The organism is Salinisphaera sp. C84B14 (genome assembly GCF_040361435.1).
Classification (GTDB): Bacteria; Pseudomonadota; Gammaproteobacteria; order Nevskiales; family Salinisphaeraceae; genus Salinisphaera.
Genome location: NZ_APNL01000019.1, coordinates 60,111 through 72,758, shown reverse-complemented (window position 1 = coordinate 72,758; position 12,648 = coordinate 60,111). Strand labels below are relative to the sequence as shown.

Here is a 12,648-nt window from a genome sequence, read left to right as displayed (position 1 = left end):
TCGGCGATCAACAACATCTCCACCACCGAAATCAACATCTCCTCGGCCCGCTCGCGCATCACCGATGCCGACTACGCCACCGAAGTGTCGAACATGTCCAAGGCTCAGATCCTGCAGCAGGCCGGTACTTCCGTGCTGGCCCAGGCCAACCAGAGCACCCAGGGCGTACTCTCCCTGCTCCGGTAAGCCTTGGCTTCAAGCCTTCGCTATACGCGGATACAAAGGGCGCCTTCGGGCGCCCTTTTTATTGGAACGGTCACAACACCGCTTTTAACCAAGCAGATCATGACGAGCTGCACGGGGTTATCGGGTAAGCCATTCCTGCTCGTTCATGAGCCTCAGCAGAATTTAAAGGAATCGCGCGCGCGGACGATATGCACTTCAGCGGCACGCAATGACGCCGCGACAAAGCTCCCTGAAGCTATCCGGCCAGTAAAAATAGACTCACCCATAGGAAGTGCAACATGTCATTCGTGATCAATACCAACACGCTGTCGCTGACCGCCCAGCAGAACCTCAACCAGTCCCAGAAGACCCTGAACAGCGCTATCGAGCGCTTGTCTTCGGGCAGCAAGATCAACTCCGCCAAGGACGATGCCGCCGGTCAGGCCATCTCCAACCGCATGACCTCGCAGATCAACGGCCTGATGCAGGCTTCCTCGAATGCCAACGACGGCATCTCGCTGGCCCAGACCACCGAAGGCGCGCTCAACCAGATCAACGACAACCTGCAGCGCGTGCGTGAACTGGGCGTGCAGGCCGCCAACGGCACCAACAGCCAGTCCGATCTGCAATCGATCCAGAACGAAATCACCCAGCGCCTGGGCGAGATCGACCGCGTGTCCGAGCAGACCGCCTTCAACGGCACCAAGGTGCTCGACGGCTCCAAGACCGAAATCAAGATCCAGGTCGGCGATAAGGACGATCAGACCATCTCCATCAACCTCTCCAACATGGACTCGGCTTCGCTGGGCCTTGGCAGTTTCAATGTGAACGGCTTTGACGGCACGCTCGGTGCCGCCACCGTGAAAGACGCCAACGACGACACAGCAACCGGCGCCACCACGATCACCGATCAGAATGGCGGTACGGTCACCGGCACCCTGCAGCAGGACGATGACGGCGACTACTTCGTTACCGACGGCGGCGGCAATGTCTATGCTGCAGACGTCAAGGTCACCACCGGTTCGGCTGGCGACGGCAGCGACTCCACGATCGCGGTGTCTGTGAATACCGACAACGCGGTCGCCCAGAAGAGCGCCGACCCGCTGGCCTCCCTCGACAGCGCCCTGAAGCAGGTCGACGATCTGCGCTCGGATCTCGGTGCGGTACAGAACCGTCTGGACTCGGCGATCAACAACATCTCCACCACCGAAATCAACATCTCCTCGGCCCGCTCGCGCATCACCGATGCCGACTACGCCACCGAAGTGTCGAACATGTCCAAGGCTCAGATCCTGCAGCAGGCCGGTACCTCCGTACTGGCCCAGGCCAACCAGAGCACCCAGGGCGTTCTCTCCCTGCTCCGGTAAGCCGCGGATCGTCTCGCAAGAGACAAAAAAAGAGGGCGCCCCGGGGCGCCCTCTTTTCGTTGCAGCGCGTGAACAGCGCTATACCTGCATGTTCATGATCTCGCGATAGGCACTCACGACGCGGTTGCGCACCTGTACGCCCATTTCGAAGGCGAGCCCCGCCTTCTGCATGTCGACCATCACATCGTTGATGCCAACCCCGGGCACCCCGCGCTCGAACGCATGGCCCTGGGCCACAGCGCTCTGCTTCATGCCATCGATGCGATCGATCGCGGCGACCAGCGCGTTGGAGAAATCCACGGCTTCCGCCTTTTCGCCGCTTTTCGCGACTGCCTGTGCACCGGGCTGCACGCCTGGCTGAACGCCGCCGGGGCCGGCCTGATTCGCCGTGGCCTGAAGCTGTTGCAGCACGCTGTTGAGATTGACTGCCGAGATACTCATTGAGCCCTACCCTCGTGAAATGCGACCGGGGCACGTCGGCCGAATTGGCACGGCACCCCATTTGACGAATTGCAGGGTAGCGCAGGCGCAAGCGATCTAATCCGCCCAATTGCCGCCCAAAAAGTGGGCTTATTCGTCCTTTGATTTTTTCTCGGTGCTGAATAATGGCCTTCGTCCTGCTGGGGCTGCGGCGCACGCGCGCTGCATCAACGGCAGCACCCAGGGGCCGGGCTCGACTATCAACAGCCGCGGCAATCGCACATCAAGCAACGAGGAAAGAGCATGGCGACAGCGGATACGGCAGTCGCAGCAGCCGAGGCCAAGCCCGGCGTGCTGGAGCAGCTACGCGCAAACCCGCGTCTGCCGTTGATTGTAGGTGTCGCGATAGCCGTGACCCTGCTGGTGGCCATGGCGATGTGGTCCATGGGTCCTAGTTACGGCGTATTGTTCTCGAACTTGAACGATCGCGACGGCGGCGAAATCATTGCCAAACTCGAACAGATGCAGGTCCCCTACGAGTTCGCGGGCAATGGCAACACGATCATGGTGCCCACCGACATGATCGACCGTACGCGCCTGACCCTGGCCGGCGAAGGCCTGCCCAACGGCGGCGGCGTGGGCTTCGAGCTGATGGACAACCAGTCCTTCGGCATCAGCCAGTTCGCCGAACACGTCAACTACAAGCGTGCGCTCGAAGGCGAGCTGGCACGTTCCATCGAAAGCATGGACGCGGTCGCCAAGGCGCGCGTTCATCTGGCCATCCCCGAATCCTCGGTATTCGTGCGCGAGCGCGAAAAGCCCAGCGCCTCTATCGTGCTCGACCTTTATCGCGGTCGCGCGCTGGGCGAAGGCCAGGTAACGGCGATCGTCAACCTCGTGGCCAGCAGCGTGACCAACCTGCCCACCGAGAGCGTTACCGTGGTCGACGGCTCCGGCAAACTGCTGTCCGACAATGCCGCCACCGCGGGCAATGCCACCGATGGCTCACAGCTGGAATACGTTGACCGGATCGAGCGCAGCTACCGCGACCGAATCGAATCCATCCTCGCGCCCATCGTCGGCCGCGACAACATCCGTGCGCGCGTGGTCGCCGACGTGGATTTCTCTTCCAACGAACAGACCGAAGAGCTCTACGCGCCCAATGGCGACCCTACCCAGGCCGCAATCCGCAGCGAACAGCGCAGCGCCACGCGCTCGAACGGTGGCCCGGGTACGGGCGGCGTTCCCGGCGCGCTGAGCAACCAGCCCAGCCCGGAAATCGATTCGCCCATCAACAACAAGAACACCACCACCACCGCCAACAACAACAATAATGCTGAAGGCGCCAAGGGCTCCACGGTCAGCAACGCGACCATCAACTACGAGGTCAACCGCACCATTCGCCATACCCGCGAGCAAAGCGGCCAGGTTCAACGGCTGTCGGCTGCGGTGGTCGTCAACTATCCGATGCAGGCGAACGCCGAAGGCGAAATGCAGCCGATGCCGCTGGCCGAAGAACAGATGAACCAGATCAAGAGCCTGGTGCGCGAAGCGATGGGCTTTTCGGTGGCGCGTGGCGACTCGCTTGAAGTCATCAACATGCCGTTCACCGACCAGCCCGAGAACGTGGTCGAGCCGGGCGTGCCGTGGTGGCAGGATCGCCAGCTCATCGCCATGGCCGAGAGCGCGATCAAGTATCTGCTGTTGGCCATCGCTGCCTGGATCGTATGGCGTCGACTGGTCAAGCCGCTGCTCGACCAGGTGCCGCGTGCCCCGGTACGCCTGGCCGATGCAAAAGCCGAAGCCGGCGCCGTGGCCGAGGACTCGGACGAAGGCAATGAAGACCTGCGCGCGGCCATCGAAGCCGGCCGTGGCAAGCGACGCCAGCAGGATGCGTTGCTGACCACGACCCGCGAAGCCGCCAAGAACGACCCGAAACTCGTCGCCGCCATCATCAAGAGCTGGATGCATAGCAATGCCTAGACAAATGTTCAACGAAACCGGCAGTGAGTCCAGCGCCATCCTGATGATGACGCTCGACGAAGACACCGCCGCCGACGTGTTCAAACACCTGTCCACGCGCGACGCTCAGGAACTGGGCATGCGCATGGCCAACCTGCGCAACATCTCGAACGAAAAGATCAGCGAAGTCCTGAACAACTTCCACGAGGAATTCGAGCAGGTCAGCGCCGTGAGCATGAATTCGAGCGAGCACATCCGCTCGGTGCTGACCAAGGCCATGGGCGCCGAGCGGGCGGCCAGCCTGCTCGAGGATATCTTCGATGCCCAGGAGGGCACCGGCATCGATGCGCTGAACATGATGGAGCCGACGGTCGTCGCCGAAATGATTCGCGACGAGCATCCGCAGATTATCGCCACCATCATGGTGCACCTGGAACGTGCCCAGGCCGCGGAAGTGCTCATGCACTTCGACGAGCACCTGCGCAACGACGTGGTACTGCGCGTATCCACTTTCTCGGGCGTGCAGCCGGCCGCCCTGCAGGAACTCACGGAAGTGCTGTCCGGCCTGCTCGACGGCCAGAACCTCAAGCGCAGCAAGATGGGCGGCGTGCAGACCGCCGCCGAAATCCTCAACCTGATGAACTCCGCCAACGAGGAAAGCGTGCTCGAGAGCGTGCGTGCCCACGACGACAATCTGGCCCAGAAGATCATCGACCAGATGTTCGTGTTCGAGGATCTGGCCAGCGCCGACGATCGCACCATTCAGCGCCTGCTCCAGGAAGTGGACCAGAACAGCCTGGTGGTCGCGCTCAAGGGCACGCCGGAGGAGCTTATCTCGCGCTTTACCTCGAACATGGCCAATCGTGCAGCCGAAATGCTGCGTGAAGACATGGAGATGCGCGGCCCGATTCGCGTGTCGCAGGTGGAAACCGAGCGCAAGGCGATCTTGCTGACCGTGCGCCGTCTGGCCGATGCTGGCGAAATCACCTTGAGCAGTGACGACGACGAATATGTCTGATCGGTCCCGCGCGAGAAAGGACGCTTGGCGCCCTTGGCAGATGGGCGCGCTGGAACGGCGTGCGCCCCACCGGGATGGAGGCGATGCCGGGGATACGCCGGCACGACGGCGCGAAGACGGCATCAGCTTCGCGCTGTTCGAGCTGGCTAAGGAAGAAGCCGTCGCCAAGGGCCACGAGTCGGGTTATGCCGAAGGCCTGGAGCAAGGCCGTGCCGAAGGCAGGGCCGAGGCCAAGGCAGAACACGAACAACGCCTGGCCGCGGAGCTCGATACCCTGCTCGCCCCCATACGCGAATTGAGCGAAGCCTTTCGCACGGCCGTCAACGGTCTCAACGACAACGTCTCTTACGAGCTGGTGGAACTCGCGTTGGAAGCCGGTCACCAGCTGGCCGGCCGCGCGCTGGAGCTCAAGCCGGAACATATCATCGAGGAGATCGAAGCGCTGATGGCCGAGAACGCCACCATCGGCGGCAAGCCGACGCTGTATGTGAATATCGAAGATCATGCGCTGGTCGAATCGCATCTGGCGCAGACGCTGCAGGCCGCCGGCTGGGAACTGCGCCCCGACATGGGCCTGGCCCGCGGCGACTGCCGTATTGAAAGCGAACAGCGCGCCATCGATGCCACCGTGGGCGACCGCTGGGAGCGGCTGCTGCACACCGTCGGCCACGGAGAAGACGTATGACCAGCACCCCCAGCCCTGTCACGCAATGGCTCGAGGACCTGCGCGAGGCCCGTCAACAGGTCAGCCATCTGTCGCGCACCCGTCAGGGCGGCCGGCTGACGCGTGCCACCGGGCTGGTGCTGGAAGCCGTCGGGCTGCAGCTGCCCCTGGGGGCCCATTGTATTGTCGAAATCCGCGGCGGCAGCGACTTCGCCGAGGCCGAGGTGGTGGGCTTCAATCAGGAAAAACTCTTGCTGATGCCGTTTGTGGACACGGCTGAAATGGTGCCGGGCGCGCGCGTGTGGGCCACCCTGCCGCCGCCGGGGGCACAGGCCATCGGCAGCAAGCGCGTGCCGGTGGGCGATAGCCTGCTCGGGCGCGTGGTCGATGCGCGCGGGCGCGTTCTCGACGGGCGGGGCCCGCTGCACGACGCGGCCCATGCCACGCTGGCGGCCCCACGTCTCAACCCGCTCGATCGCGAGCCTATCCACGACGTGCTGGATGTCGGCGTACGCGCGATCAACGCCCTGTTGACGGTCGGACGCGGTCAGCGTCTGGGGCTGTTCGCAGGCTCCGGCGTGGGCAAGAGCGTGCTGCTGGGCATGATGGCCCGCTTCACCCAGGCCGACGTCATCGTGGTCGGCCTCATCGGCGAACGCGGGCGCGAGGTCAAGGACTTCATCGACAACATCCTCGGCACCGAAGGCCTCAAGCGGGCCGTGGTGGTCGCGGCGCCGGCCGACGACTCTGCCCTGCTGCGCCTGCAGGGCGCGGACTATGCGACGCGCCTGGCCGAAGACTTTCGCGAACGCGGCAGAAACGTGCTGCTGATCATGGACTCGCTCACGCGCTATGCCATGGCCCAACGCGAGATCGCGCTGGCCATCGGCGAGCCACCGGCGACCAAGGGCTATCCGCCGTCCGTATTTGCCAAACTGCCCAAACTGGTCGAGCGCGCCGGCAACGACGCCCCCGGCAAGGGATCGATCACCGCCTTCTATACCGTGCTCACCGAGGGCGATGACCAGCAGGATCCGATCGCGGATTCCGCGCGCGCCATACTGGACGGGCACTTCGTGCTGTCGCGCCAGCTCGCCGAATCCGGCCACTATCCGGCCATCGATATCGAAGCCTCGATAAGCCGCGCAATGACCGCGCTTATCGATGAAATGCATCTGTCGCGTATCCAGTACTTTAAGCAGATGCTCTCGCGTTACCAGCGCAACCGCGACCTCATCAGCGTGGGCGCCTACGCGAAGGGCAGCGACCCGTTGCTCGACCAGGCCATCGAAATGTATCCGCAGCTCGAAGCCTTTTTGCAGCAATCGATGAATCAACGCGCCGATTTCGACCATGCCAGCCAGCAACTGGCGGACCTGTTACCGCAGAGAACCACGCACTGATATGGCCAAGACATCCGCACTCGAAACCCTGATCGACCTGGCGACCGACGACCGCGACGCGGCCGCCGCCACGCTCGGGCGTCTGCGTCGCGATCACCAGCAGACCGAACAGAAGCTCGAAGCGTTGTTGACCTATCACGCCGAATATCAGCGCCGTCTCGACGACGCCATGGCGATGGGCATGAGCATTGCCACGCTTCAGAATTACCAGCGCTTCATCGCCTCCCTAGAGCACGCCATCGAACAGCAGCGCGGTGCGGTCAATCAAAGCGAGCGCCGCGTCGAGCACGGCAATGAGGACTGGCGCGACCGCCAGAAACGCCTGAATTCCTATGATGTACTGGCCGTGCGTCGCCGCGAGGCGGCCCAACAGGCCGAAGCCCGCCGCGAGCAACGTCAGACCGACGAATTCGCCAGCCGCGCGCTCTCTGCCGGCCTTTATCAATAACGTTCGCCGCCCACGGGAATCGCTTCATGAGTATTCAGCTTCTCACTGCTGCAAAAACAGCGCCGGCCGAGACCGGTGCCAAGAATGCGGCATCCGGCGACCAGCCCGAAGGCAAGCTCAGCTTCTCGGCCGTGCTGGCCGATCGTCGCCAAGCGCATGGCCAGGATCATAGCCAGACCCATGGCCAGGCCGATACGCGCGCTGCCAACACGGCCCGCCGGCCCGATCAGGCGTCCGCCAAACACGCGGCCGCCCCCGGGGGGCTGGCACCGCAAGCCCTTGCCGAAACCCAGCCGGACGCGCGCAAGGCAGACCAACGTCTGGTCCTCGACGGGCCCAACGCGCCGCTGTCGGATACGTCGAGCGGCGCGCTGCGCGCACTGGGCCACGGCGCAACGGACAAGCGCGCCCTGGATGCGCGCAGCGACGACAAGGCGGCCGCCGAGCTGCGCGCACTCGATCGCGGTGTGTCGCGCGACGGCGCGCTCGCAGCCGAACCCGCAAGTGAACTCGAACCGGCTCGCGATAGCGACACGCCTGCCGGTAGCGAAGCCGCGGGCGAAAACGAGGCGCTCGTATTCGCCGACATGCGCTGGATTGGCCAGGCCGTGTCGGCCCAGCCGCGCGGCACAGCGCCGTCATCGGCGAAACCGGCATCGGATAACAGCATGGCGCGTCTGGCGCCGGCCCCGGCCGACGTGCAGCTTTCGCTTCAGACCGCGGCGCAGGCACAGGCCGACGCTGCGGACGACGGCGTCCATACCCGCCTGCTGGATGCACGCGCCCTGCAGGGCGGCGACAGGCAGACCGACAGCGCACTGCGATTTGCCGCCGACCGCGACGGGCTGGCCAAGCAGGGCGAAGACGCGTTGACCGGCGATCGGGCCCGCATGGCAGCCGCCGCACAGAATGCGCCGACCGATACCCGCAACCCGGCCGCCTGGGCCGCCTTTGCCGGGGATACGTTCCAGCCCGGCCGCGGCACGCGTTTCATGCAGCCCGGTCGCGACGGCGAATTTGCCGACAAACTGGACCTGAAATCACTGGCGAGCGCGGCGAGCAGCGTGCAAACCGCGGCGAGCAGCAATTTTACCCCGGCCGCCCAGCCGGCCGCCCTGGCGGCCAGCGTACAGGCGCCGCTGGGCAGTGAAGCCTGGAAACAGGCGATCAACCAGCAGGCCCTGCGCCTGACCCACCTGGGCGACGGCGCGGCCGAACTCACGCTCTACCCGCGCGAACTCGGCCAGCTGCACGTATCACTCAAGATGGGTGAACAGGCCCAGCTGCACTTCGCCTCGGCGCATGCGGACGTGCGGGCCGCGGTCGAAGCCGCTTTGCCGCAGCTGCGTCATGCCTTCGCCGAAAGCGGGATCAATCTCGGCCAGACGTCGGTCAGCGACCAGGGCGCGAACCCGAATTCGTCGAACAACAACGGCAACGGTCGTGCTCAGGCCGGCGCCGGATCGGCCGATAGCGGTGACGTCGCAAGCGTGGACGCATTGACCGCACCGGTGGCAGTGACGACGCTGGCCGGACGCACGCTCGACGGCGGCATCGACATCTTCGCCTAGGGTCTGTAAGGCTAGCGTTCTCAGACTCTAGTCGCCCATACGGCGGCCCCTGCCGCTGACTCACTTTCAAGGATAATCCTCGCCCATGGCCACTTCGCCCCCCAACGCCCCCGGCAGCAACCGCATGCTCTGGCTCATCATCATGGCGCTGGCGCTGGTCATCGTGACCGGCGCGGCGATCGGCGGCACTTATTTCTTCATGAACGACGGCGACAAGGAAGCTGCCGCCCCGGCCCACGCGCCGGCCGTGCCCAAGCCCGCGCCGGTGTTCGTGCAGATCGACCCGTTCACGGCCAACCTCAGCGATCCGCGCGGGCGTATCCTTTACGTACGTATTGCGGTTAAGGTCGACGACAGCAAAGCCGCAGAAAAGCTTGCCGAACACATGCCCGAGGTCCGCAACCGTATTCTCATGACTATCGCCGATACGAAGGCCGACAACCTCACCAGCGCAAGCGGCAAGCAATCGCTGGCCGAGTCGCTGCAGGTAGCGATCGCCCGGCCTTTCTACGAGGACGAAGACGCCATTGGCGTGCAGGAAGTCCTCTTCACCGACTTCATCGTTCAATAGGCAGGGATCGTGTCCAACGACGACATGCTTTCGCAGGACGAAATCGACTCGCTGATGCTGGGCGTCAGCGGCGACGAGGAGCCGTCTGCGAGCAGCAAGGACAACGGCGGCAAGCGCATCCGCGCGTTCGACCCCAACGACCAGCAGCGCGTGGTGCACGGACGCCTGCATGCGTTCGACATCATCAACGAGCGCTTCGCACGCCGGTTCCGCATGTCGCTGTTCAACCTGATCCGGCGCAATGCGGATATCACGGTCGGGCGGCTCAAGATCCAGAAATACAAGGACTTCACCCGCAATCTGCCGGTGCCGACCAATATCAACCTGATCAGCATCAAGCCGCTGCGCGGCAATGCTCTGGTGGTGTTTCCGCCGAACCTGGTCTATCTGGTCGTCGATAGCCTGTTCGGCGGTGACGGCCGGTTTCTGACCCGCTCGGAAGGCCGCGAATTCACCCATACCGAGCAACGCATCATTCAACGACTGCTTTCGCTGGCGCTGGAAAGCTATCAGGAAGGCTGGAAGAGCGTGTATCCGGTAGAGCTGGAGTATCAGCGCGCCGAGATGCAGGTGAAGTTCACCAACATCACCAGCAACGACAACGAGCTCGTGATCAGTTCGACGTTTCATGTCGAGGTCGGCGCGTTCGGCAGCGATTTCCAGATCTGCATGCCCTATTCCATGATCGAACCGATCAAGGATCTGTTGTCCGGGCCGCTGCAAAAACGCGATCCGGAAGACGAGCGCCAGCGCACGCAGCAGCTGGCCGGCGAGATCAAGCAGAGCAATATCAGGCTGGTGGCCGATTTCACCGAAATCGAAACCACGCTCGGCCGGATCGCCCAGCTGGAAGTCGGCGATGTTCTGCCGATCGACCTGCCCCGTGCCATCACTGCCCGCGTTGACGGCGTGCCGGTACTCGAATGCGACTACGGACGGCTCAACGACCGCAAGGCGCTACGCGTAACCCGTGTCATCAACCAAGAGGCTTCAAAGTCCAACCAGGGACCGAAAAAATGAACGACGATAAGGCCCAGAGCGGCGCCGACGACGATTGGGCCGCCGCCCTCGCCGAACAGACCGGCGAACAGCCGAACAGCGATGGCGACAGCATGGAGGATGCCTGGGGCGAGGCCATGGCCGAACAGGCCGAAGTCGAGACGGGCGGCAAAGCCACGTCGTCTTCCAAGGCCACCAGCGCCGGCGATAGCGTGTTCAAGCCACTGGCCGACGAGGCCAAGGCCGGCACGCCGCGCGAACTCGACATGATCATGGAGATCCCGGTCACCCTGTCGGTGGAACTGGGCCAGACACGTCTGACCATTCGCGAACTGCTCGATCTGGCCCAGGGCTCGGTAGTGGAACTCGATGGCCTGGCCGGCGAGCCGATGTCGATTCTGGTCAACGGCTATCTCATCGCCCAGGGCGAAGTGGTCGTGGTCGATGAGAAATACGGCATCCGTATCACCGAAATCGTGACCCGCTCGGAACGTATTCATAAACTCAACAAATGAACGACGACGAGGCACAACAGACCATGAACGCGGCGCAGGATGCGCCGCGTACCGGTTCGGCCGACTGGCTCCACGGCCAGACCCAGGCGGGCGCGGACACGCCCTCGGCCGCGGTGCCCCGTGCCAATAGCTCGCTGGGCATGGAAAGCATCGGCCGCACCTCGCTGGGGTTGATCGCGGTGATAGCGCTGATCTTCGTCTGCAGCGCCCTGCTCAAGCGCTTTGGCCCCTATCGCAACCGCAGCGCACGCTCGCTGGACATCATCGCCAGCCAGAGCCTGGGCCCGCGCGAACGCGTTGTGGTCGTCGAAGTCGAAGACACCTGGCTGGTGCTGGGCGTCGCTCCGAACAGCGTCAACAAACTCCACAGCATGCCGGCCGGCGAGCGCGACAAGCCCGAACCGGGCAGCGGCCGCGCCACGCCGAGCTTCGGCGAAGCGCTCGCCGAGAATCTGCGCCGCGCCGGGTCGCGCTTCAGCCGTAACGACCGGGGCCGCTGATGGCCCGCCTGCCGATACGCCTGCTGCTGGCCCTGCTGGCGCTGACCGCAAGCTTTGCCGTAGGCGCCCAGGAGCCCGGCGCGCTGCCTGGCGTCGTCGCGCGCCCGCTCCAGGATGGCGGCCAGTCCTGGACACTGTCGGTCCAGACGCTCGTACTGCTCACGGCGATGGCGTTTTTGCCGGCCGTGCTGCTGATGATGACCGGCTTCACCCGCATCATCATCGTGTTGAGCCTTTTGCGCAGCGCGATCGGTACACCCACCGCACCGCCCAATCAGGTGCTGCTTGGACTGGCGCTGTTTCTCACGTTCTTCGTGATGTCGCCGGTATTCGAGCGCATCTACGACGTGGCCTACGAACCCTTGTCGCGCGACGAAATAACCTTTCAACAAGCGCTGCAGAACGGCGTACAGCCGCTGCGAGAGTTCATGCTGCGCCAGACACGGGAAAGCGATCTGGCCATGTTCGCCAATCTTGGCGATATTCCGCCCATGCAGGGTCCGGAGGACGTGCCGCTGCGGCTGTTGCTGCCGGCGTTCGTAACCAGCGAGCTGAAGACGGCCTTCCAGGTCGGCTTCATGATTTTCATCCCGTTTTTGATCATCGACCTGGTGGTGGCCAGCGTCCTCATGTCGCTGGGCATGATGATGGTGCCGCCCGCCACGATCTCCCTGCCGTTCAAGCTCATGCTGTTCGTGCTCGTGGACGGCTGGACGCTGTTGATCGGCTCGCTGGCCGACAGCTTCTTCATGAGCTAGGGGGCAGACGCGCATGAGTCCCGCAACCGTCATGGAACTGGCCTATCAGGGGATGCGAGTAACCCTGCTCATGGCCACGCCTTTGCTGCTGACCGCGCTGCTCGTGGGCCTGATCGTGAGCCTGTTCCAGGCCGCCACCCAGATCAACGAAATGACGCTGTCGTTCATCCCCAAGATCCTGGCCGTGTTCGCCGCGCTCATCATTGCCGGCCCCTGGATGCTCGGCCTGATCCAGGATTTCACCCGCAATCTGTTTTTGAGCATTCCCGGCCTGATCGGCTAAGCGC

The 12,648-nt window shown here is 63.8% G+C and carries 15 protein-coding genes; 14 read left to right on the top strand and 1 reads right to left on the bottom strand.

Going from position 1 to position 12,648, the window contains the following annotated elements; all coding sequences use genetic code 11:
- Together C84B14_RS15280 and C84B14_RS15275 are read left to right on the top strand one after the other, a co-directional pair.
- A partial coding sequence (locus C84B14_RS15280; protein ID WP_353225366.1) for a flagellin occupies nucleotides 1-186 on the top strand: 186 nt, incomplete at its 5' end.
- Nucleotides 187-464: 278 nt separating this feature from the next.
- A complete protein-coding gene (locus C84B14_RS15275; protein WP_353225364.1) occupies nucleotides 465-1,532 on the top strand; it encodes a FliC/FljB family flagellin in 1,068 nt (355 codons plus the stop codon).
- Nucleotides 1,533-1,610: 78 nt separating this feature from the next.
- On the opposite strand, the gene fliE is transcribed toward C84B14_RS15275, so the two are convergent.
- Nucleotides 1,611-1,973 (bottom strand): flagellar hook-basal body complex protein FliE, encoded by a 363-nt coding sequence (fliE, locus tag C84B14_RS15270; RefSeq protein WP_353225362.1) that lies wholly within the window; start codon nucleotides 1,971-1,973, stop codon nucleotides 1,611-1,613.
- Nucleotides 1,974-2,255: 282 nt separating this feature from the next.
- On the opposite strand from fliE, the gene fliF reads away from it, so the two are divergent.
- The 12 genes from fliF to fliQ all read left to right on the top strand — a co-directional run bounded on the left by fliF (nucleotide 2,256) and on the right by fliQ (nucleotide 12,644).
- Nucleotides 2,256-3,935 carry a flagellar basal-body MS-ring/collar protein FliF gene (gene fliF / locus C84B14_RS15265; protein ID WP_353225360.1) on the top strand — a complete coding sequence of 560 codons (1,680 nt, stop codon included), beginning with the start codon at nucleotides 2,256-2,258 and terminating at the stop codon, nucleotides 3,933-3,935.
- Between the two features lie 4 nt (nucleotides 3,936-3,939).
- Entirely contained in the window at nucleotides 3,940-4,932 is a 993-nt protein-coding gene (fliG, locus tag C84B14_RS15260; RefSeq protein ID WP_353225370.1) for a flagellar motor switch protein FliG, read from the top strand.
- The gene (locus tag C84B14_RS15255; RefSeq protein WP_353225358.1) at nucleotides 4,925-5,617 is read left to right on the top strand and encodes a flagellar assembly protein FliH; all 693 of its coding nucleotides are present in this window, start codon (nucleotides 4,925-4,927) and stop codon (nucleotides 5,615-5,617) included. Before fliG ends, C84B14_RS15255 begins: the two co-directional genes overlap by 8 nt.
- Complete coding sequence (fliI, locus tag C84B14_RS15250) at nucleotides 5,614-6,999, top strand: flagellar protein export ATPase FliI (RefSeq protein ID WP_353225356.1); 1,386 nt, start codon at nucleotides 5,614-5,616, stop codon at nucleotides 6,997-6,999. The genes C84B14_RS15255 and fliI overlap by 4 nt, the downstream gene beginning before the upstream one ends.
- A 1-nt stretch (nucleotide 7,000) precedes the next feature.
- Nucleotides 7,001-7,447: a flagellar export protein FliJ gene (gene fliJ, locus C84B14_RS15245; protein WP_348767457.1), complete on the top strand. Its 447-nt coding sequence runs from the start codon at nucleotides 7,001-7,003 to the stop codon at nucleotides 7,445-7,447.
- 26 nt (nucleotides 7,448-7,473) lie between these two features.
- Nucleotides 7,474-9,018 carry a flagellar hook-length control protein FliK gene (locus C84B14_RS15240; protein ID WP_353225354.1) on the top strand — a complete coding sequence of 515 codons (1,545 nt, stop codon included), beginning with the start codon at nucleotides 7,474-7,476 and terminating at the stop codon, nucleotides 9,016-9,018.
- 85 nt (nucleotides 9,019-9,103) lie between these two features.
- Nucleotides 9,104-9,589 carry a flagellar basal body-associated protein FliL gene (gene fliL, locus C84B14_RS15235; RefSeq protein WP_353225352.1) on the top strand — a complete coding sequence of 162 codons (486 nt, stop codon included), beginning with the start codon at nucleotides 9,104-9,106 and terminating at the stop codon, nucleotides 9,587-9,589.
- A gap of 9 nt (nucleotides 9,590-9,598) precedes the next feature.
- Nucleotides 9,599-10,609, top strand: a complete 1,011-nt coding sequence (gene fliM / locus C84B14_RS15230; RefSeq protein ID WP_348767460.1) for a flagellar motor switch protein FliM — start codon at nucleotides 9,599-9,601, stop codon at nucleotides 10,607-10,609.
- On the top strand, nucleotides 10,606-11,103 hold the full coding sequence (fliN, locus tag C84B14_RS15225; RefSeq protein WP_353225349.1) for a flagellar motor switch protein FliN: 498 nt from the start codon (nucleotides 10,606-10,608) through the stop codon (nucleotides 11,101-11,103). Before fliM ends, fliN begins: the two co-directional genes overlap by 4 nt.
- Nucleotides 11,100-11,603 (top strand): flagellar biosynthetic protein FliO, encoded by a 504-nt coding sequence (gene fliO, locus C84B14_RS15220; RefSeq protein WP_353225347.1) that lies wholly within the window; start codon nucleotides 11,100-11,102, stop codon nucleotides 11,601-11,603. The genes fliN and fliO overlap by 4 nt, the downstream gene beginning before the upstream one ends.
- Complete coding sequence (fliP, locus tag C84B14_RS15215) at nucleotides 11,603-12,361, top strand: flagellar type III secretion system pore protein FliP (protein WP_491731441.1); 759 nt, start codon at nucleotides 11,603-11,605, stop codon at nucleotides 12,359-12,361. Before fliO ends, fliP begins: the two co-directional genes overlap by 1 nt.
- A gap of 13 nt (nucleotides 12,362-12,374) precedes the next feature.
- Nucleotides 12,375-12,644: a flagellar biosynthesis protein FliQ gene (fliQ, locus tag C84B14_RS15210; RefSeq protein WP_348767463.1), complete on the top strand. Its 270-nt coding sequence runs from the start codon at nucleotides 12,375-12,377 to the stop codon at nucleotides 12,642-12,644.
- Nucleotides 12,645-12,648: the final 4 nt, after the last annotated feature.

Excerpts from the sequence above, each read along its gene's own strand:
- fliI (WP_353225356.1), top strand. The coding sequence starts at position 5,614 with ATGACCAGCACCCCCAGCCCTGTCACGCAATGGCTCGAGGACCTGCGC.
- fliF (WP_353225360.1), top strand. The coding sequence starts at position 2,256 with ATGGCGACAGCGGATACGGCAGTCGCAGCAGCCGAGGCCAAGCCCGGC.
- fliN (WP_353225349.1), top strand. The coding sequence starts at position 10,606 with ATGAACGACGATAAGGCCCAGAGCGGCGCCGACGACGATTGGGCCGCC.
- C84B14_RS15240 (WP_353225354.1), top strand. The coding sequence starts at position 7,474 with ATGAGTATTCAGCTTCTCACTGCTGCAAAAACAGCGCCGGCCGAGACC.
- fliG (WP_353225370.1), top strand. The coding sequence starts at position 3,940 with ATGTTCAACGAAACCGGCAGTGAGTCCAGCGCCATCCTGATGATGACG.
- C84B14_RS15255 (WP_353225358.1), top strand. The coding sequence starts at position 4,925 with ATGTCTGATCGGTCCCGCGCGAGAAAGGACGCTTGGCGCCCTTGGCAG.
- fliE (WP_353225362.1), bottom strand. The coding sequence starts at position 1,973 with ATGAGTATCTCGGCAGTCAATCTCAACAGCGTGCTGCAACAGCTTCAG.
- fliL (WP_353225352.1), top strand. The coding sequence starts at position 9,104 with ATGGCCACTTCGCCCCCCAACGCCCCCGGCAGCAACCGCATGCTCTGG.
- fliP (WP_491731441.1), top strand. The coding sequence starts at position 11,603 with ATGGCCCGCCTGCCGATACGCCTGCTGCTGGCCCTGCTGGCGCTGACC.
- fliO (WP_353225347.1), top strand. The coding sequence starts at position 11,100 with ATGAACGACGACGAGGCACAACAGACCATGAACGCGGCGCAGGATGCG.
- C84B14_RS15275 (WP_353225364.1), top strand. The coding sequence starts at position 465 with ATGTCATTCGTGATCAATACCAACACGCTGTCGCTGACCGCCCAGCAG.
- fliQ (WP_348767463.1), top strand. The coding sequence starts at position 12,375 with ATGAGTCCCGCAACCGTCATGGAACTGGCCTATCAGGGGATGCGAGTA.
- fliJ (WP_348767457.1), top strand. The coding sequence starts at position 7,001 with ATGGCCAAGACATCCGCACTCGAAACCCTGATCGACCTGGCGACCGAC.